Origin of the sequence: Psychromarinibacter sediminicola, from assembly GCF_029168335.1 — a bacterium.
Taxonomy (GTDB): Bacteria; Pseudomonadota; Alphaproteobacteria; order Rhodobacterales; family Rhodobacteraceae; genus Psychromarinibacter; species Psychromarinibacter sediminicola.
On record NZ_JARGYC010000008.1, the window covers coordinates 39,799 to 59,119 of the forward strand.

Annotated in this window: 17 protein-coding genes; 9 read left to right on the forward strand and 8 right to left on the reverse strand. The window is 71.9% G+C overall.

Annotated elements, in window-relative coordinates:
• The first annotated feature begins 69 nt into the window (after nucleotides 1-69).
• Complete coding sequence (locus tag P1J78_RS04720) at nucleotides 70-1,293, forward strand: LptF/LptG family permease (protein ID WP_275566174.1); 1,224 nt, start codon at nucleotides 70-72, stop codon at nucleotides 1,291-1,293.
• Nucleotides 1,290-2,396 carry an LptF/LptG family permease gene (locus tag P1J78_RS04725; RefSeq protein ID WP_275566175.1) on the forward strand — a complete coding sequence of 369 codons (1,107 nt, stop codon included), beginning with the start codon at nucleotides 1,290-1,292 and terminating at the stop codon, nucleotides 2,394-2,396. The genes P1J78_RS04720 and P1J78_RS04725 overlap by 4 nt, the downstream gene beginning before the upstream one ends.
• A 24-nt stretch (nucleotides 2,397-2,420) precedes the next feature.
• On the opposite strand, the gene P1J78_RS04730 is transcribed toward P1J78_RS04725, so the two are convergent.
• Nucleotides 2,421-3,194: a phosphocholine cytidylyltransferase family protein gene (locus tag P1J78_RS04730; protein WP_275566176.1), complete on the reverse strand. Its 774-nt coding sequence runs from the start codon at nucleotides 3,192-3,194 to the stop codon at nucleotides 2,421-2,423.
• A 163-nt stretch (nucleotides 3,195-3,357) separates the two neighbouring features.
• Here P1J78_RS04730 and P1J78_RS04735 point away from each other — a divergent pair, with 163 nt between their 5' ends.
• On the forward strand, nucleotides 3,358-4,476 hold the full coding sequence (locus P1J78_RS04735) for a glycosyltransferase family 4 protein (RefSeq protein ID WP_275566177.1): 1,119 nt from the start codon (nucleotides 3,358-3,360) through the stop codon (nucleotides 4,474-4,476).
• Here the strand turns inward: P1J78_RS04735 and P1J78_RS04740 are convergent.
• Entirely contained in the window at nucleotides 4,473-5,567 is a 1,095-nt protein-coding gene (locus tag P1J78_RS04740; protein ID WP_275566178.1) for a fatty acid desaturase, read from the reverse strand. The two genes, P1J78_RS04735 and P1J78_RS04740, sit on opposite strands and share 4 nt — an antisense overlap.
• Before the next feature lie 66 nt (nucleotides 5,568-5,633).
• Nucleotides 5,634-6,599: a stealth family protein gene (locus P1J78_RS04745; protein ID WP_275566179.1), complete on the reverse strand. Its 966-nt coding sequence runs from the start codon at nucleotides 6,597-6,599 to the stop codon at nucleotides 5,634-5,636.
• 107 nt (nucleotides 6,600-6,706) lie between these two features.
• On the opposite strand from P1J78_RS04745, the gene P1J78_RS04750 reads away from it, so the two are divergent.
• Genes P1J78_RS04750 through P1J78_RS04760 form a run of 3 tightly spaced genes read left to right on the forward strand, consistent with a single transcriptional unit; the run spans nucleotide 6,707 to nucleotide 10,598 of the window.
• The gene (locus tag P1J78_RS04750) at nucleotides 6,707-8,251 is read left to right on the forward strand and encodes a xylulokinase (RefSeq protein ID WP_275566180.1); all 1,545 of its coding nucleotides are present in this window, start codon (nucleotides 6,707-6,709) and stop codon (nucleotides 8,249-8,251) included.
• Nucleotides 8,248-8,865 (forward strand): CDP-alcohol phosphatidyltransferase family protein, encoded by a 618-nt coding sequence (locus tag P1J78_RS04755; protein WP_275566181.1) that lies wholly within the window; start codon nucleotides 8,248-8,250, stop codon nucleotides 8,863-8,865. The genes P1J78_RS04750 and P1J78_RS04755 overlap by 4 nt, the downstream gene beginning before the upstream one ends.
• Before the next feature lie 50 nt (nucleotides 8,866-8,915).
• Nucleotides 8,916-10,598, forward strand: a complete 1,683-nt coding sequence (locus P1J78_RS04760; protein ID WP_275566182.1) for a cyclic peptide export ABC transporter — start codon at nucleotides 8,916-8,918, stop codon at nucleotides 10,596-10,598.
• 82 nt (nucleotides 10,599-10,680) lie between these two features.
• Here P1J78_RS04760 and P1J78_RS04765 read toward each other — a convergent pair whose 3' ends face one another.
• From P1J78_RS04765 to P1J78_RS04775, 3 genes are all read right to left on the reverse strand, one after another.
• The gene (locus P1J78_RS04765; protein ID WP_275566183.1) at nucleotides 10,681-12,960 is read right to left on the reverse strand and encodes an AfsR/SARP family transcriptional regulator; all 2,280 of its coding nucleotides are present in this window, start codon (nucleotides 12,958-12,960) and stop codon (nucleotides 10,681-10,683) included.
• A 147-nt stretch (nucleotides 12,961-13,107) separates the two neighbouring features.
• Entirely contained in the window at nucleotides 13,108-13,722 is a 615-nt protein-coding gene (locus P1J78_RS04770) for a CPBP family intramembrane glutamic endopeptidase (RefSeq protein ID WP_275566184.1), read from the reverse strand.
• A 293-nt stretch (nucleotides 13,723-14,015) separates the two neighbouring features.
• Nucleotides 14,016-15,203 carry a hypothetical protein gene (locus tag P1J78_RS04775; RefSeq protein WP_275566185.1) on the reverse strand — a complete coding sequence of 396 codons (1,188 nt, stop codon included), beginning with the start codon at nucleotides 15,201-15,203 and terminating at the stop codon, nucleotides 14,016-14,018.
• A 288-nt stretch (nucleotides 15,204-15,491) separates the two neighbouring features.
• On the opposite strand from P1J78_RS04775, the gene P1J78_RS04780 reads away from it, so the two are divergent.
• Both P1J78_RS04780 and P1J78_RS04785 read left to right on the forward strand, forming a co-directional pair.
• Nucleotides 15,492-15,644 (forward strand): hypothetical protein, encoded by a 153-nt coding sequence (locus tag P1J78_RS04780; protein ID WP_275566186.1) that lies wholly within the window; start codon nucleotides 15,492-15,494, stop codon nucleotides 15,642-15,644.
• A gap of 118 nt (nucleotides 15,645-15,762) precedes the next feature.
• On the forward strand, nucleotides 15,763-16,176 hold the full coding sequence (locus tag P1J78_RS04785; protein WP_275566187.1) for a DUF4112 domain-containing protein: 414 nt from the start codon (nucleotides 15,763-15,765) through the stop codon (nucleotides 16,174-16,176).
• Nucleotides 16,177-16,374: 198 nt separating this feature from the next.
• On the opposite strand, the gene ndk is transcribed toward P1J78_RS04785, so the two are convergent.
• Together ndk and P1J78_RS04795 are read right to left on the reverse strand one after the other, a co-directional pair.
• On the reverse strand, nucleotides 16,375-16,797 hold the full coding sequence (gene ndk / locus P1J78_RS04790) for a nucleoside-diphosphate kinase (protein ID WP_275566188.1): 423 nt from the start codon (nucleotides 16,795-16,797) through the stop codon (nucleotides 16,375-16,377).
• Nucleotides 16,798-16,922: 125 nt separating this feature from the next.
• Nucleotides 16,923-17,324 (reverse strand): DUF6636 domain-containing protein, encoded by a 402-nt coding sequence (locus tag P1J78_RS04795; RefSeq protein WP_275566189.1) that lies wholly within the window; start codon nucleotides 17,322-17,324, stop codon nucleotides 16,923-16,925.
• Nucleotides 17,325-17,452: 128 nt separating this feature from the next.
• On the opposite strand from P1J78_RS04795, the gene P1J78_RS04800 reads away from it, so the two are divergent.
• Nucleotides 17,453-19,300: an ABC-F family ATP-binding cassette domain-containing protein gene (locus P1J78_RS04800; RefSeq protein WP_275566190.1), complete on the forward strand. Its 1,848-nt coding sequence runs from the start codon at nucleotides 17,453-17,455 to the stop codon at nucleotides 19,298-19,300.
• The last annotated feature ends 21 nt before the right edge of the window (nucleotides 19,301-19,321 follow it).

Genomic DNA, 19,321 nt, shown 5'->3' on the forward strand with positions numbered 1-19,321 from the left:
CGAGATGTTTGAACCCGCCCCGGACTCGCCGCATCATCGTCCCGACGACGCAGCGAAGGCCCCCCGCCGATGATCCGCCACCGCAGCCCGATGATCCGGCTTCTCAGCCAGCGCGCCCTGCGGCTGATCCTGGGGCTGCTGGTGCTGATCGAGGCGATCTTCATCGCCGACACCTTCACCTCGACCCTGGAAGGCGTGATCCGGCTGGGCGGCACTGCCTTCGACCTGCTTCGCGTGCTGATCCTCGGCTCGCCCGAGGTCATCGCTTTCGCGCTACCCATCGTGCTGTTTCTCGGCCTCTACTTCGCCGTCACCCAGGCGCGCGACGCCAACGAACTGGTGATCTGCGCCGCCGCGTCCGAGCCGTGGCAGCGCATCCCGCGGCTGGCGCTGACCCTGGGCACGCTGGGCTTCGCGCTGTCGCTGCTGATCTCGGGGCTGATCACGCCGCTGTCGAACTACGCCCTGCGGCTGACCTATGGCGAGTTGCAGGCGCGGCTTCTGGTCGAGCAGCTGACCAGCCCGGCCAGGGAGGCCGTCCTGCGCGAATTCGACGGCCGCGCCGTCATCGCCACCCCGCCCTCGGACCCGGAGACCGCCCCGGAGGCCGCGCGCGGCGGATTGTTCGTGTTCCGCCCCGGCGGCGGCGGACGCTGGACCGCCTCGATCGCCGACAACTGGTCGGTCGAGGGGCCCGACGACAACGGGGTCTTCCGCATCCGGCTGGAGGATTTCCGCGAGTATCGCGGGCGCGCGGGCGCGGCGCCCACCGCCGAGACCGGCCCGCGCATCAGCTCTCAACTGCCCTCCGCGCTGCAGTTCGCGCAGATCAATGTCGAGAATTTCGAGATCGACTTCACCGTCGAGGACATCCTCGCCGCGCGCGACCAGGTCCGCGCCTTCGGCGAGCGCTATCTGTTCGACGAGGACGGGCCGCTGGCCGGCCCCGAGCGGGTGCTGAGCGACGGCCGGACCGTCGCCGCACCGACCCGCGCCTTCGGCGAGATGCTGGCCCGCGCCCTTCTGTGCCTGGTCGCGGCCTCGGTGGCGCTGGCGGCGGCGGTCTGGTCGGGCACCCGGCAGGGACGGTTCGCCGCGCTGCCCGCCGGGCTTATCGCCGTGCTGGCCTGCGACGTCGCGGCGCGCGCGATCCTCGGCGAGGCCGCGGCGCTGGGCTATCCGCGGTTCTGGCCGGCCGCGGCGGCCATCGCGGCGCTGGGGATGGCCCCGGCGCTCGGCTATGTCTGGACGCGCGGCGAGCTCATCGTGGCGCCGCCGCGCAGCACCCGATGATCGACCGGCTGCGCATCCTGGTCCTCGGCATCGCCACGCGGCGGGCGCTGTCGGACTATCTGCTGGGCACCGGCCTGATCCTGTTCATCCTGGCGAGCATCGCCTACACCATCGACCTGGCCCGGTGGTTCCCGCAGATCCGCACCGCCGCCGCCGAGCGCGACGTGTCGCTTCTGTCGCTGCTGCTGCCCTATCTCGGCCAGCGCGGCGTGGACATCGTGACGCGGATGCTGCCGGTCGCCGCCTTTTTCGGTCCGTTCATCGCCGAGATCGCCCGCCGCCTGCGGCTGGAGACCGTGATCCTCGCCACCGCCGGCGTCTCGCCGCTCTACACCCGCGCCGCGCTGATGTGGCTGGCGCTGCTGCTGGGCCTGCTGAACTGGGGCCTGGAAGCCAGCTGGCGCCCCGCCGCCGTCTGGGCGCAGGTCGACAGCGGCTTTGGCGGTTACGCCGCGCGATTCCGCCGCGACTGGGTCGAGGGCAAGTGGTTCGTCCGCGGCGACATCGCGATCCGCGGCGACGTGCTGCGCACCGATACACCCGAAATGCGCGACGTGCTGATCTTCGAGGGCGTCGGCGGCGGCGCGCTGCGCAGCATCCGGGGCGCCGAGCGGATCGTCTCCGTCGACGGCCGCTATCGCTGGCGCATGGAGGGCGTGACCGAGTGGCGCAGCGAGCCGGAGGCAGGCGGCGACAGGCCCCGCGAGGTCGAGCTGCCGCTCGTCCCCGAGCAGCTGACCTATTACGGCGTTCTGCCCTACATGCTGCCGACGCCGGCGCTGAACGCCGTGTCCGATCTGCGAGCGCGCGCGCCCGAGGCCCCGGCCTATGCCACCGCCTTGTGGCGGCGCTGGACCGCCGTCTTCCTGCCCGGCGCCATCGCCTATCTGGCCATCGCGCTGGCCAATCTGGGCTTCGAGGGGCGCCGCGCGCTGATCCCCCGGCTGATCGCCCTCGGGACGCTGGGCTACGCCTCGGTGGTGACGGTCAAGGTGTTCCGGTCGCTGGGGCAGTTCGACATCCTGCCGCCGGCCCTGTCGGTGCCGGGATCGCTGCTCTTGCTGGCGGTCGCCGCCGCCTTCGTCGCGCGCCGGGCCCCCTGACGCCCGCAGGCCGCAGGCGCCGGCTCAGCCCTGCCCGGCGGTGGCGGCGGCCGGCATCCGGGGATGCGCCGCCCGCGCCGCGGCGATCCGCGGAAAGACGACACGCTCGGCGCGGGCCAGCATCGCCTCGTCGTCCACCTCGGCCCAGGGCAGGTCGTCGAGCCGGATGCAGGGCACCGGCACGCGCCGGCCCAGCTCCACCAGCCCCGGCTCGTAATGCTCCGCCGGCACGTCGGCCAGTACGTCCTCGACGGCGCGGCGCATCTCGGGCACCGCCGCGGCCTCCAGCTTGGTGATGCCGACCAGCTCGCCCAGATGCGGCTCGGGCCGGGCATCGGCGATCTTGGAGATCTCCTGCAGGTGCCCCTCGTCCCCGGCCCAGACATAGACCTCGTCGCCGGCGCCGGTGGGTCCAGACGTCACCAGCCGGTTGCCCGGCGCCAGCGCCGCCTCCAGCGCCTCCGGCGCATAGACCAGATCGGATTCGAGAATCACGACATCGCCGTCCAGCCCGTCCAGCGCCGTGGCCAGGGTCTGCAGGCTACCGGTGCTGTCGTAGAGCGGGTTATGGATCAGCTCCACGTCCCGCTCGGCGCCGAAGGCCTCGCGGTACTGCTCCGCCAGGTGGCCGGTGACAATCCGCACCCGGCCGATGCCGAAGGCGCGCAGGGTGGCCAGCGACTGCGCCGCCATCGTCTCGCCCCCCATCTCGATCAGCCCCTTGGGATAGAGCTTGCCGCGCGGGCCCATGCGGACGCCCAGACCGGCCGCGAGAATGATCGCCGTTGTGTCGTTCATGCGGCCTCCAGCCTGCGGTCACCTGCCCCGTGTGTCGCGGGGGACGTTATGCTAGGGGGGGCGGAGCATCAAGGCGAGGAACCGGCGTGACCAGGCGGAATCGGCAGCTTTCGGGGCCCGGCCCGGCGGGGTCTTGCCGGCCGGCCGCAGTGCGGGCGCCGCGGTGAAGATCGTCCAGCTCTGCCCCTACGACATGGACCGCCCCGGCGGCGTCCAGCGCCATGTGCGCGACCTGGCCGCCTGGTGCCGCGCGCAGGGGCACGAGACCCGCATTCTGTGCCCGCCCGCCCCCGGCGGCGCCCCCGGCACCGACGAAGCGGTCACCCGGCTCGGCCGGTCGCGGATGCTGCGGGTCCACGGCACCGGCTTCGAGATCGCCCGCGCCGGCCGGTCCGAGCTGCGCCGCACGGCCGCGGCGCTGCAGGACTGGGGCGCCGACGTGGTGCATATGCACACGCCCTGGACGCCGATGCTGGTGGCGCAGCTCTGGCGCGCGCTGGGGCTGCCGACGCTGGCGACGGTGCATGCCACCCTGCCCGCGCCCGACGCGAAGGGACCGGTCGACCGCTACATCCGCTGGTCGGCGCGCCGCATCCTGCCCCGCTGCGACGCCGTCGCGGTGCCGTCCGAAGCGCCGCTTGAGATGCTGCGGCGGGTGATCCCCAACCTATCGGCCGAGCTGCGCGCCCCCGCCATCGACCTCTCGCCGTGGCGCATGGCCCGCGCCGCCGGGGCGGCGCGCCGTCCCGGCCTATCGCTCGTCTTCCTCGGGCGGCTGGAGCCGCGCAAGGGGCTCGACGTCCTGCTCGCCGCCTGGCCGCGAATCCGCGCGGCGATGCCCGGCGCGCATCTGACCATCGCGGGCGACGGCCCGCTGCGGGCCGAGGCCGAGGCGGCGCGGGGCGACGGCGTCCTGATCGTCAGCCGCCCCGACGACGCGGCCGCGCAGACGCTGCTCGCCGCGGCCGACCTGCTGATCGCGCCCGCCCCCTACGGCGAGAGCTTCGGCCTGATCCTGGCCGAGGCGATGGCGGCCGGCGCCCTGCCCGTCGCGGCGGCGAATCCCGGCTATGCCTCCGTCCTGACGGGCGACGGCGTCGATCTGCTGGTCCCGCCCGGCGACGCAGGCGCGCTGGCCGACAAGGTGATCGCGCTGGCCGAAGACCCCGAGCGGCGCGCGCGCCTCCGGGACTGGGCGACGGCCCGCGCCGCCACCTTCGACGTCGCGGCCCAGGGGCCCGCCTACCTGGAGATCTACCGCCGGATCGCAGGCGCCGCCTAGCCGGACCGCCCGGCGCAGCGCGCGCTGTTGTCCTGCCCGTGCAGCGGCGAGTTCCGGCTGGCGGTGAAATCGCCCTTCACATGCTCCAGCCAGTAACCGGCATAGGTCTTGTCGGCCTTCGCCGTGAACACCTCCGGCGCCGTGCGGGTCAAGAGCGGCAGCCGCGTCCAGGCCACGTTCGGGAAGGTGTGATGCTCGTTGTGATAGCCGGTGTTGAACAGCAGCCAGTTGATCGGCCCGTAGGTCGACCGCGAGGGCGCGTCGTCGTCGGTCCCCTCGTGCTCGCTGAGCGACTGGCCGAGGTTCCAGATGCCGAGCTTGCCCAGAAACAGCGACAGCGCCCAGATGTGATACAACAGCGCCCAGGGCCCGAGAAGCAGCAACAGCGTCAGGTTCGACAGGATCGACACGCCGATGAACAGCCGCATCTGCCATTTCGGCGGCCTGCTCGCAGGCACGTGCCGCTCCGGGTCGCTTTGCGGCCGGCCGGTGATCCAGGCGTTGAGCTTGGGGAAGATCTCGTCGCCGATGATCGGGCCCAGCGGCAGCGCGTGGATGAACAGGGTCAGGCCGGTCAGCACGTGCTGCAGCCGCGGGTTGTCCGAGCGCAGCTGCATCCGGCTCTGGAAGGCGCAGATATCCTCGTGCTCGTAGTCCCGCTCGTAATCGCCGATATAGGGGTGGTGGCTGGTGATATGCTCATGCTGGTAGATGAGCTGTTTGCCGTAACTCCCCAGAATCCATTCCAGACCCAGATCGAAAGCCAGCTTCGCGCGGTCCCGCCGGAAGATCAGCCGATGCGCCGTCTCGTGGACCAGCCCGCCTGCGGAATGGATCAGCAGTTGCCCCGGCACGAAGGCGGCAAGGAAGATGACACACAGCGCGGCATCCGACACGGCCCAGGCGATCCCCCAATGCAGCGCCAGCAGCACCGGCAGCGCCAGCACGGTGCGCGGGTCGGCGCCCGACACGCCGCCCAGCTCGGGATGCGCGGCGATGGCGGCCTTGCGCATCTCGTTGTGCCGCCGCGCCTGCGGCGAGATGCCGGCCTTGCGGCCGTCCTTGGGAACCTGTGCGGGGGACTGATCCATCGTCGCGTTGCCTTCCGATGCCGGCCCGGCCGCGCCGCGCGCGGGGACCGGTCCCTGTCTAGGAAATCACGCCGGCGCGCGCAATGGCGCCGGCTTCTCCCAGGGCGCGGGGTCGGGAAACCATAGCGCCAGCTGCCGCCGCACCATCGCCACCACGCGCGGGTTCGGGCGCTGGCCGAAACTGTCGTTCAGCGTCACCGTCAGCGGTTTGCGACGGGTCAGCTTCCACAGCTCCCACCGGGTGATCGGTGCGAAATTCTCAATCGAAACATAGCCTTCCACGGCATTGCTCAACCTGTCGGGCGCCACCACGGCATGCCCCGTCTCCACCGCGTAATGCTGCAACAGGAACTCCGGCGGCACGTTGTCGGGGGCGCGAAAGCGCGACCGGCGGGTCGTGGCGATCGCCTGCGCGAAATCGGCGCACATCGCCTTGGCCACCGGCACCTCCCAAAGCTGCGGCCCGTGGATCACGTGGCGCCGCCCGGTCCCGCCGCCGAACCGCGCCGCCAGCGCCCGGTCGGCGGTGGCCAGCGCCAGGTTCCACGGGCTCGCCTTGGCCGGATCGTGATCCTGCCGCACCCGGCGCTTCGACAGGTGCACCTGCATCCGCCCGTCCGCCGCGACCATCGCGTCGCGCCAGTCGGGCGACATCACCAGCATGTCGTCCTCGAGATAGGCGAACCGCTCCGTCACATCAGGAATGCGGTGCAGATGGCTGACAATGCAGAAGGAATTATAGGTCGGCAGGTTGGCCGGCGCGATGATCCGGTCGTGATGGACGAGGTTGATCTTCGGGTGATCGACGTCCAGCCAGGGCGGCACCTGCGGCCGGCAGGTCACCAGGTGGATCCTCCGCAGCCAGGGGCAGTTCCGCGCCACCGACCGCATCGAGTAGCGGATCAGGTCCAGATTGTCGCGCGTCCGGTTCGGGTTCAGGTCGCGCGGATCGTCGGCATAGCGGTTCAGCTCTTCCAGGTAGCCCGGAAAGCTGTCGTCGACCCAGGTATAGACGATGTCCATCTGATCCATGCCGTCCCTTTCGGCAAGCGGCGCGGCGATTGCAAGCCCGGGTGTTGCCAAAGCCGTGCCCGCGTGGCACCTCCCGTCTCCATCCGACCCAGCAGGACCCTGCCCGCGTGACCACGCCAGACCTGATCCTTGCCGCCGATTTCGGCACGTCCGGCGTCAAGATCGGCGCGGTGGGGCCGGACCTTGCGCTGGTCGCGACGGTCACCGAGACCTACCCGCTGCACCTGCCCGCCCCGGCACGGGCCGAGCAGATGCCCGAGGACTGGTGGGCCGCGCTGGCCCGCGGCATCGCGCGGCTCGGGGCGGAGGTTCCCCACCTCGCCGCCCGCACCGGCGCGCTGGTCTTCACCGCGCAGATGTGCGGCGTGATCTGCGCCGATGCCGAAGGCCACGCGCTGCGCCCGGCGCTCGTCTGGCTCGACAAGCGCTCCGCCCCGGTGATCCGGCGGAAGACGGGCGGGTTTCCCCGGATCGCGGGCTATGGCGCGGGCTTTCTCGCCCGCTCGATCCGGCTGGCCAACGGGGCGCCGTCGCATAACGGCATGGACCCGCCGGGCAAGATGCTGTGGATCATGGAGGAGGAACCGGAGGTCTTCGCCCGCACCGCGCATTTCCTCGACGTGAAGGACTGGCTGATCCAGCGCGCCACCGGCGAAGCCACCACCACGGCCGACAGCGCCAACCTGACCTGGCTGATGGACACGCGCCGGGGCCGCGAGGGCTGGTCGCCGGCGCTGGCGGCGCGCTACGGCCTCCCGCTCGACCGGCTGCCCGCCATCGTCGACGGCGCGGCCGAGGTCGGGCCGCTGACCCCGGCGGCGGCAAGCCAGCTGGAGCTGCGCCCCGGCACGCCGGTGCTGGGCGGCGGCGGCGATGTCAGCGCCACGGCCATCGGCTCGGGCGCGGTGGCCGACGGCGCGCTGCATGTGTGTCTGTCGACCTCGTCCTGGGTGGCGGGGTTCTTCGACCGCCGGGTGCTGAACGTCTTCGCCGCCTATGCCACGATCACCGCCTCGATCGACCGCCGCCCGCTGCTGATCGCCACGCAGGAGGTCGCCGGCTCGGCGCTGTCCTGGCTCGCGGCCACCATGGGCGCGGGCGACGACCTTGCCGCGTTCTACGCCGATGCGGGCCCGGCGCAAAAGACCGACCCGCTGTTCCTGCCCTGGCTGGCGGGCGAGCGTGTGCCGGTGGACGAGGAGCGCCTGCGCGGCGCCTTCTACGGGCTGAGCCTGCGCCACGACGCGGGCGCGCTGAAACGCGCCGCGATCGAGGGCGTCGCGCTCAACACCCGCTGGGTCTTCGAGAAGGTGCTGGCCGAGAAGGGCGCGACGGTCGACGGCCCGGTGCCCGTGGTCGGCGGCGCGGCGGCGAATCCGCATCTGGTGCAGGCGCTGGCCGACGCGCTGAACCGTCCCGTGCGGGTGGGCGACGCGGCCTGTTCCGGGGTGCGGGGCGCCGCGGCGATGGCGGCGCCGGCGCTGGGCTGGGCGCCGGATGTCTGGACGGCGGCGCGATCCTTCGTGCAAGGATCGGCCCCGGTGGTGGACCCGGACCCGGCCCGCCGCGGCCTGGTCGAGGACCGCTACGGCGAGCTCAAGGCGGTGCGCAAGGCGCTGGTGAAACTCTACCGGCGAAGGACGGCGACATGATCGACGGGCTGATGAAGGACGTGATCGACCCCGTGTGGGAGGCGATGGCCCGCCCGCTGGTCCGCGCCCGGCTGACCCCGAACCAGGTGACGGCGCTGGGGCTGGCGCTGATCGTCCTCGTCTCGACGCTCTATCTCTGGCACGGCTCGCACTGGGTCTACGGGCTGACGCTGGCGGTCGCCTTCGTCTTCGACGCGCTCGACGGTGCGGTGGCGCGGCAGCGGGGGATGAGCAGCAGGCTCGGCGGCTATTTCGACGCGATGGTCGACCGCTATCAGGAGCTGATCGTGCTGGCCGCCATCGCCTGGGTCACGGGCCTCTGGGCGCTGGCGCTGCTGGCCTTCTCGGGCGCGATGCTGACGAGCTATGCCAAGGCCCGCGCCGCCATCGAGACGCCGGTCTCCAACACCGACTGGCCCGACCTGTTCGAGCGGCTGGAGCGGATCGTCTACCTCTGCGTCCTGCTGGTGCTGGCCGGGCTTGTGCCCTGGGCCTGGCTCCTGCCCGCGGGGCTCGCCGTCTACGCCGCGCTGTGCCACCTGACGGCACTGCAACGCGCCCGGCGCGCGGCGCGGATCCTGCGCGCGGCGGACCGGGACGGCCCGCGCCATTGACGCCTTGGCCCGGATATGATTGCTGAGCGCCATTCCAGACAAGGGACCAGATGAGGACTTCGGCTTTCGGGAAACTGCGCGACCTCGTGGGCTTCCTGGTCCGCGATGGCGAGATGCTGCGCAGTCCGATCCTGCTCTACGCCGTCGGCGCCTCGGGCGCGCGCACCGGCATGATCTATGCGGTCAACGAGACCGCCGAGCGCGGCGGCGCCACCTGGGGCCTGTTCGGCCTTCTGGCGGCGGCGGTGGTCGGGTCGCTGGTGCTGTCGCACCAGGCGCGGGTGCATGGCATCGTGATGGTGGAGAACCTCACGCTGAAGCTGCGCCGCCGGATATCCGACCACGTGCTGAGCGCCGATGTCGGCTTCTTCCAGTCGCGCGATCCGGGCGAGGTCTATTCCGCGCTGACCGGCCATGTCATGGCCCTCTCCGGCGCGTCGACCCGCCTGGTCGAGACGGTGCAGGCGGTGCTGCTGCTGCTGTTCTGCCTGGTCTACATGGCGCTGGAAAGCTGGCCGGCCGTCCCGGCCACCCTGGCGGCGCTGGCGCTGGGGCTGGCGGCCTTCGCGCTGGCCGAGCTTCCGGCGCGCAAGCTGCTGCGCCTGGCCAACGATAAGCGCGCCGAGTTCTACACCGCAATGAACGACATGCTGCGCGGCTACAAGGAGCTGCGCCTGCGCCAGGCGCGGCGGATCGACCTGGCCAAGCGCGTGGAACAGGTGGTCGAGGAGGCGCGCCTCCGCACGATCGCCGCGGAACGGATATTCTCGTTCAGCACGATGGCCGCGACCGCGGCGCTGGCCTTCCTGCTGGTCAGCATCGTGGTGCTGCTGCCGCCGCTCACCGGCGCGGGCAGCGTCGTGATCCTGCAGGTGCTGACCGTCGTGCTGTTCACCTTCGGACCGATCGAGCGCGTCGTCGGATCGCTGCCGGCCTATGCGCGGGCCATCGTCGCATACGACCAGATGAACGAGGTGCTGGCGGACATGGCCCGCAACTCGGAATCCGAGGCGGTCCGGCGCGCGCCGGACAGCCGGCCCTCGTTCCGGCGGCTGGAGCTGCGCGGCGTGACCGCCATCCTGCGCCGGCCGACGCCGGCCGCGGGCAGCACGGTCGAGGACAGTTTCACCCTGGGGCCCATCGACCTGGTGCTGGAACCCGGCCAGTCGGTGTTCATCACCGGCGGAAACGGCATGGGAAAGTCCACGCTGCTGCAGATCCTCACCGGCCTGCGCCACCCCGACGCGGGCGAGATCCTGGTCGACGGCGTTCCGGTCACCCGGGACACGGTGGGCGAGTATCGCGGCCTGTTCAGCGCCGTGTTCTCCGAGTTCCACCTGTTCCGCCAGCTCTACGGCCTGAGCGCGGACGAGCGGCAGCGCCTGCAGACCCATATCGAGGAGCTGGGCCTGGCGCATGGCGTCTCCATCGCCGACGACGCGTTTTCCTCGCTGGCCCTGTCGACCGGTCAGATGCGGCGGCTGGCGCTGTCCATCGCGCTGGCCGAGGAACGGCCGATCATCGTGCTGGACGAGTTCGCCGCCGACCAGGACCCGGTGCGCCGCGCCTTCTTCTACGACGTGCTGGTGCCGCGCCTGTCGCGTGCCGGGCAGCTGTTGATCGCGGTCACCCACGACGAGCACTGCTTCGGGAAATCCGACCGGCTGATCCGGATGGAGGACGGCAGGATCGTCTCGGACAAGCTGAACCGCCCCGCCGAGGCCAGCGCCTGACGACCCCGCCCGAAGCGGCGAAAATTCTTCGAAGAATTTTGCCAAAACTCTTTCAAGAGTTTTGTGCGCCCGGTCCTGCCGGTCAGTCCATCGACAGCCGCTGCTGCAACGCCCGCGCCGCCCGGATATCGGCCATCGGCGGCCCGCCGGTCTCCACCGCGGCGAGCCCCGCCTCCAGCCGGGCCGCCGCCTCCTTCGGCCGGCCCGCCCGCCGCAGATGCGCCGCGAAGCCCACCGCGGCGCGGAGTTCGAACAGCCCCGCGCCAATCCGCCGCGCCGCCTCGATCGCCGCCATGTAGGCGCCCTCGGCCTGCCCGTCGCCGCCATGGCCCTGCCGCACCAGCGCAAGCGCCTGCAACCGCAGGAGTTCGGGCTCCACCACCTGCACGCCGCTCGCGGTGCCATGCGACAGCCCCTCGTCCGCCAGCACCAGCGCCTCGCCGGCGCGCCCCGCCTCCAGGCCCGCTTCGGCCATCCAGGCATGGAAGAACGGCACCATCAGCACGCCGCCCGCCGCGCGATACGCCGCCAGCGCCTCGGACATCTGCGCCGCCCCGGCGGCGTTGCCCATCCGGTCGCGCGCCCGTCCCACCAGCCCCAGCGCCACCGCCTGCCACTGGGGCCGGCCCCGCGCGGCGCCGAAGGCCGCGCGCGCGGCGGCCTGCGCGCTGCGGGTCTCGCCGAGATCCTCCTGCATCGCCGCCGCGATCACCTGGCACAGCATCAGCGTGGCCGGCCGCTCCGCGCCCTCGCATTCGCTCAGCACCCGGCGCAGCGTCTCGCCCGCCGGCCCGGGGCGGCCGCGCAGCGCCTGGGTCCAGGCCAGGAGCGCCCGGCCGGTCAGCCCGGGGTCGTAGCCATGCCCGTCCGGCAGGCTGTGCAGCGTCTCGGCCGTCACAAGCGCCTCTTCGGCCGCCGCCAGCCGCCCGCGGACCAGGGCCAGCCCGCCGGTCATCACCGCCGCCAGCCCCGGCCCCGTGCCGGGCAGCGCCGCCGCCCGGTCCGCCGCCTGCCGCGCCGTGTCGAGCGCGCCCCGGGCCATCGCCCGGCGCCAAGCGCGCCACGGCTCCGCCCCGGGCGGTTCCGTCTCGGCCGGCGCTGACTCGGCCGGCGCCCCGCCGGTCTCCGCCGGGGCCGAGACGCGCAGCAGCCCGTCGGCAGGCCCCGGCGCAAGGTCGAAGGACTCCGCCAGGGCCCCGCCCAGGTCGGCGGCCGCCAGCACCTCCCCTGGCCCGGCCAGGGCGGCCGAGCGCGCCGCGGCGTGCAGCGCCACGCTGGCCAGGCCGGCGGTGCCGATCACGGCCAGCGCCCCCCGGGCCAGCCCGCCGGCGGGATACATCGCCGGCGCCCCGGCCAGCGGCACCGGCTCTGCCGTCACCATCAGCGCCGCAAGCGCCGCCGCCTCCGGTTCGGCGAACAGCGCCACGACGCGGTCGCCGGGGCCCGACAGGCTGCGCCCGCCCAGCTCCGCCACGGTCCGGCGCGCGAAGTCCGAGAACTGGGTCTGCGCCTCGTAGAGCGCCACCGGGTCGAACCCGGTGTCGAGAGCCGCCGCCTCCGGCAGGACCAGCACCAGCGCCGCCGCGGAGGTGCCCCCGTCGTCCGCCTCCGCCTCCGGCGGCAGGGGCGGCATGTCGGGCCGCGCCCGGATCTCTTCGGCGAGCGCGCGCGTCTCCGCCGACGGGTCCACATGCAGCTGCCGCTGCAGCACCGCGCGGCAGGTCTCGTACTGGCGCAGCGCCGCCGCCTTGCGCCCGGCCTCCGCCAGCGCCCGCATCAGCGCGCGATGCGCCGGCTCGCGCAGCGGGTCGACCGCCAGGACCGCCTCGGCCGCGCGGATCACCTGCGGCGGCGCACCGGCCTCGACACTGGCGCGCAGCTGTTCGTCCAGCGCGCCCAGGGCCAGCGCCTTCAGCCGCGCCCGCTCCGCCTCCAGCCAGTCGGTGAAGGGCTCGGAGCGCAGGCTCAGCCCGTCCAGGAAGTCGCCGCCGTAAAGCGCCGCCGCTTCGCGCAGATCGCCCTGGCTGCCGCCGGCGATCCGCCGCTCCATCTCGGTCACGTCGGCCAGGGACGTCCCCCCAGTGAAGCGCAACGTGGCCTTGCCGGTCTCGATCGGGTCCAGCCCGGCACCCCGGAGCGCCTTGCGCAGCACCGCCAGCTCCTGCCGCAGGCTGGCGCGGGCCTGCGGCGTGCCGCTGTCGGGCCAGAGCAGGTCGGCGACGTCGTCGCGCGACAGCGTGCGCCCGCCCGATTGCAGGAGATAGGCGAGAAGCGCCCAGCTCCGGCGCGAGGTAAGGCGGACGGGCGCGCCATCCACCGCCGTCAGGCTCGGCTGCCCAAGCACCCTGATCCGTACCGTCATCCGCGCCCTTGCCGCCTTATCCATCGCCGCGCGCCGTCCCGACGGTCCGCGAGTCGTCCGCCCGTTCCGACGGGGCGGAGCATGCGCGCCCGCGCGCCGGATTCACAGGGTCTTTTTGCGGAATTTTTGCGGCCGGCGCGTTCCGGCCTATCCGGCCCGCGGAACGGCGGCCGCGCGCGTCGGTTGCGCCAGCGCCACGAGGAGGCCGGCGAACAGGGCATGCCCCGCGGCGAAGACGATCGCGTAGGTCCACAGGGCGTCTCCGGCCAGTTCCGGCAACAGGACGCGGCCGAACAGGACATTCGCGCCGCCATGCACGGCCGCCACCAGCAGGATGTTCATGCCGGCCACGCGCAGCGCCATGTAGGCCAGCGCCGCACCGGACGCCATCACGGCGGCGGGCAGCCCGTCGGGCAGATGAAACAGCGCCACGGCCATGGTCGAAATGCCGAAGGCGACCGGCAGCGCTCCCCCGAATATCTTCAGCACCGCCTCGCGAAAGAACAACTCCTGGGCGAGTGCAACGACGAGGATCTGCACGGCAAGCCCCCATCCGAGCGCGCTCCAATCGGGCACGTGGATGTAGTAACTTGTGAAGATCGCCCCGCAAGAGACTGTCACCAAAACAAGAATCGGAATTGCGAAACAAAGCGTCCCGGTTTTTTGCCAGGACCAGCCCAGGCGGTCGACGCCGTATTGGCGGCGGCCGGGCGCCCGAATCACATGGACGACATCGCGTCCCAGAACGATCAGCGCGGCCATGAGCGTGGCACAACCCACGAGCGAAAGCGCCACGAGCCGATCCGTTTCGACCCAGCCCTGCCGCAGGACCTCGGAGAGCCCGGCGACAAAAAACAAGAGAACAGCGAAGGTTAGCGGCATCCCCATCCCGCAGTTGCGTATTTGCCATAGCAACGCGAATTCTTGATTCCGTCAACCCGTTATCTGTTGGAATTTACCGATTCCAAGATCTCGCGCGCGCCACCGTCCAGCCGGGCGCTCACGGTCCCGCAACGACTCCAGAATTTCAACCGAAAGTTGTTACACCGGACCGGTCACTGCGCCTCCTCGGCCGCCTCGACCCGAAGCGCCGCGATCTGTGCCAGCGCCGTGTTCAGCTGCTCGCCGAGCGAGGCGATCTGCGACTGCGCATTGGCCAGCGCCTCCTCCCGCGCGTCGAGCTCGTCTTGCAGCGCCTGCGTCTCCGCGCGCAGGGCGTCGATCATGTCCGCCCGGGCCGCGGCCGTCTGCTCCGCCTCGGCCCCGGCGGCCAGGGCGACGGCCAGCTGCTCCTCCAGTTCCGCCTTTTCGCCGCGCAGCGCCTCGATGCGCCCGGCCGTGCCGGACAGCTCGGCCGACAGTTCCATCTCGCGCGCCGTCGCCGCCTCCATCTGCGCCTTGAGCGTCGCCAGCCGGTCCCCGGCCGCCGCGCCCGCGGCACGCGCCTCGGCCAGCGCCGCCTCGAGCTCCGCGATTCGCGCCTGCTGCGCCGCGCCGCGCCCGGCTTCCTCGATCGACAGCTGCAGCATCGTGTTCAGCATCCGCTCGGTCGGATTGCGCGGCTCCGACAGGCGCAACAGCCCCGCCGCCGCCGGCAGATGCGGCGCGCCATCCTGCTCCACCGCCATCCGGATCGCGGTGCGGTAGCTGCGCAGCGCCGCCGGCCGCTGGCCCTGCGCCTCGGATATCCGGCCGAGATTGTAGGCGAGCCGCGGCAGGTCCGGCTCGGCCGCGCGCGCCCGCGAACAGGTCCACAGCGCCGCGTCGGCGTCGATCTCGGGCACGGCCACGCCGCCGGCCCCGGCGCTCAGCCCCGGATCCTCCGGGTCGCCGGCCAGCCGGTCGCAGGCCGCCACCAGCCCCGCGCGCCGGTCGGCCTCCGCCTGCAGCTCCGCCAGCCGCCGCCGCGCCTCGGCCGCGAAGGCGCCGTCGGGATGGGCGTCGAGATAGCGGCGGAACCCCTCCTGCGTGTTGGCCGCGACAACCTCGTCCCACAGCACCTGCTCGGGGCCCGGCACGGAATCGGCGGTCGGCGCCGTGGGCGCGCCGCCGAAGGTGAAATCCTCCAGCGACGGCGCCGCCGCATCGGTCTCCTTCGGCGCGGGGTCGGGCTTGGTCGCCTCCGGCGGCGCCGGCTCGGCCGGCGCATCGAAGACGAACCCGCCGCCCTGCGCGAGCGCCGCTGCGGCAGAGGCCAGGACAAGGGGCGGGACGAGACGCAGGCGGGATACGGTCCGGCGCATGGGACACCTCTGGCAATCGGGTCAATCAACCCGGCAAGTATTGCCGGATTCCGACGCCCGATCAAATGTCCAGACTCGGCCGCCGCACCTGCCGCCGCCTGGCGTCGATGCGGCCGTTTGGCAACGATTGGCGCCGCATTGGAACCAAACACCACAATGGTGCCGCATTTTCGCCTGGCACCGGCCCAATCCCCGTGGTTCCCTGCGGCTTAAGGTCCCGATGGGGCTAGGCTTTCATCAGGGACCGGCGCGGCGCGCGAAGCGTCGCGATTCTGAGGAGAGCGACCCATGGCAGAGAAACCGAAGACGTCCGAGGACCAGCAGCCGGAGCCGACCGTCCGCGCCTGGCCGATGCCGTTCCACAACCAGCGCCGCCTGTACCGCCCGGAGGACACGCCGGAGGCCAAGCGCACCGTTTTCACGGACTGGGCCAGCATCTGATCCGCGGCCATCTGGTCTGCGTCCCTGCCGCGCCCCCGGGCGCCCGACGGCGCGGGAACCGGCCGGCCGGCCGCCGCGTTGCCTTTGCGACCGTCCCGAGACGCAAAGGACAGCACCGATGCAGGCCGACACCGCCCACGGAGTCCAGCGCCGCCCCGCCGCGCGGCCGCGCCCGCTGAGCGCCTATCGCCGGGACGAGCTGGCCCGGCTGGAGGATCTCGCCCACCGGATGGACACCATGTTCCGCATCCCGATGACGGAAATCCGGGTGGGGCTCGACACGATCCTGGGCCTGATCCCCGGCATCGGCGACACTGCCACGGCCATACCCGCAGGCTATATCGTCTATCGCGGATACAAGCTCGGGGCGCCGAAGTCGTTGCTGGTGCGCATGGGGGTGAATGCCGGCATCGACTGGCTGATCGGGAGCATCCCGCTCGTCGGCGACCTGTTCGATCTGGGCTTCAAGGCCAACCGCCGCAACGTGCGGCTTCTGCGCCGGCATTTCGAACGCACCGCCGCGCCGGCCTGACAGCGCTGTCCGTTACACCTTGCGTGGTGGCGGGCCGCCTGCACGGGCAATTGCAGCACAGAGATCGCCGCGGCTCCCCCCGCAGCCGAACGCGAAAGGCCCGGACCACCGCCGCGGCCCGGGCCTTTGCATCACCATCGCCGACCGGACTTTTTCGAAAAGTCCGACCCGGATTATTCGCAATAATCCGGAAACGGGTCAGCCGACCAGTTCGATCCCGGCGAAGAAGTAGGAAATCTCGACCGCCGCGGTCTCCGGCGCGTCCGAGCCGTGGACCGAGTTCTCGCCCACCGATTCCGCGAATTCGGCCCGGATCGTCCCCGGCGCGGCCTCGGCGGGGTTGGTCGCGCCCATCACCTCGCGGTTCTTGGCGATGGCGCCCTCGCCTTCCAGCACCTGCACCACGACCGGGCCGGAGGCCATGAAGTCGCACAGCTCGTCGTAGAACGGCCGCTCCTTGTGGACCTCGTAGAAGGTGCCCGCCTGCGCCTTCGTCAGCTTGATCCGTTTCTGCGCGATGATGCGCAGGCCCGCTTCCTCGAACTTGGCGTTGATCTTGCCGGTCAGGTTACGGCTGGTGGCGTCCGGCTTGATGATCGACAGGGTGCGCTCGGTGGCCATGGGGGTCTCTCCTCGAAAGAAAGGCCGGACGGGGACGGTCCGGCGCGTTGGGTCGGCAGCCCGTTAGCATGAGGGTCGGGGTTTGAAAAGTGGCCACCGCGCCGCCGCCCGGCCCCGCCCCGGCGTCAGAAGACCGACTGCGACTCGGGGCTCAGCGTGAAGCCGTGCGCCTCGGCGTTCATGCAGGTCATGCCGGTCTCTTCGGAAAAGCAGATCACCCCGCCGATCCCGTGGCTGTAGCCCGGCGGCATCTTCTGCACCTCGGGGTCGGCGACGGTGTCGCCGGCGCAGATCGGCCGCCCCGGCCCGCGCACGCCGAGCTCGAAGGCATGACCCCAGTCCAGGGCGCAGTCCTCCGGCGGGTCGGCAAAGCTCGCCTCGCCCCCGACGACGTCGCAGCGCACCCGATTGCGCGCGCCGCCGTGGAAGATCACGCAATGCACGCCGCCGTCCGGGGTCTGGAACGGCAGGGTCTCCTCGGCGGCGGCCGGGACGGCGAGACACAGGACAAGGGCGGCAAGACGCATTCGGAACCTCCGGGCTTGGCGCCAGCCTAGCCCCGGCCGCCCCGCGACGGGAAGGGGGAACGCGCCGATCCCGCGCGCGGCGTCCCCCGCCATTGACATCCGCCCGCGCCCGCCGCATCCCCGCGCCCATGCTGCGGATCGACGATATCCACTTCGCCATGGAGGGCCGGCCCCTGTTCGAGGGCGCCTCGGCGCAGATTCCCACCGGCCACAAGGTCGGGCTCGTGGGCCGCAACGGCGCGGGCAAGACCACGCTGTTCCGCCTGATCCGCGGCGAGCTGGCGCTGGAATCGGGCGCCATCGCCCTGCCGCCCCGCGCCCGCATCGGCGGTGTCGCACAGGAGGTGCCGGGATCGGAGGTCTCGCTGATCGACACCGTCCTGGCCGCCGATACCGAGCGCGCCGAGCTGATGGCGGAAGCCGAGAGCGCGACGGACGGCACCCGCATCGCCGAGGTGCAGACCCGGCTGGCCGACATCGACGCCTGGTCGGCAGAGGCCCGCGCCGCCGCGATCCTCAAGGGCCTGGGCTTTTCCGACGCCGAACAGCAGATGCCCTGCTCCGCCTTCTCGGGCGGCTGGCGGATGCGCGTGGCGCTGGCCGCGGTGCTGTTTTCGGCGCCCGACCTGTTGCTGCTGGACGAGCCGACCAATTACCTCGACCTCGAAGGCGCGCTCTGGCTGGAGCAGTATCTCGCCCGCTACCCGCATACCGTGCTGATCATCTCGCACGACCGCGGGCTTCTGAACCGGGCCGTCGGCAACATCCTGCATCTCGAGGACCGCAAGCTCACCTATTACGCCGTCCCCTACGACCAGTTCGCCGAGCGCCGCGCCGAGCGGCTGGCGCAGGCCCAGGCCGAGAACGCCAAGGCCCAGGCCCGCATCGCGCATCTGCAAAGCTTCGTGGACCGTTTCCGCTACAAGGCGTCCAAGGCGGTGCAGGCGCAGTCGCGGCTGAAGATGATCGAGCGCATCCAGCTCGTCTCCACCCCGCAGGAAGCCGCGCTGAAGAAGTTCACCTTCCCCGAGCCGGAAGAGCTGTCGCCGCCGATCATCAACCTGGAGAACGCCGCCACGGGCTATGGCGAACGCCGGGTGCTGTCGCGGATGACCCTGCGCATCGACCAGGACGACCGCATCGCGCTTCTGGGCCGGAACGGCCAGGGCAAGTCGACGCTGGCCAAGCTTCTGTCCGACCGCCTGTCGCTGCAGGACGGGACGATGACCAAGGCGCGCAAGCTGCGGATCGGCTATTTCGCGCAGCACCAGGTGGACGAGCTTCGGGTGAACGAGACGCCGCTGGAGCACCTGCGGCGGCTTTTGCCGGGCGAGCTGCCGGGCAAGCACCGCGCGCGCCTCGGGGGCTTCGGGCTGGCCGCCGCGCAGGCGGAGACCGAGGTCGGACGGCTGTCGGGCGGGCAGAAGGCGCGGCTGTCGCTGATGCTGGCGACGCTGGACGCGCCGCATCTTCTGATCCTCGACGAGCCGACCAACCACCTCGACATCGAAAGCCGCGAGGCGCTGGTCGAGGCGCTGACCGCCTATACCGGCGCCGTCATCCTCGTCAGCCACGACATGCATCTGCTGAGCCTGGTGGCCGACCGGCTGTGGCTGGTGAAGGACGGGCGGGTGACGCCCTACGAGGAGGATCTCGAAGCCTATCGGCGGATGCTGCTGTCGGCGGACCGGCCGGCCGAGAAGCCGAAGCCGGAAAAGCCGAAGCCCGTCAGCCGCGAGAAGGTGCTGGAGCTGCGCGCCGAGGTCCGCAAATGCGAGGCGCGGCTGGAGAAGCTCAACGAGATGCGCGACAAGCTGGCCACCAAGCTGGCCGACCCGGCGCTCTACGAGCCCGAGAACCTGGGCCAGATGGAAGTCTGGCAGAAGAAATACGCCGAGGTGATGGACGGGCTCGACCGCGCCGAGGGGCTGTGGCTGACGGCGCAGGAAAAGCTGGAGGCGGCCGAGGCGCGCTGATCCCGGGCGCACACGAATTTT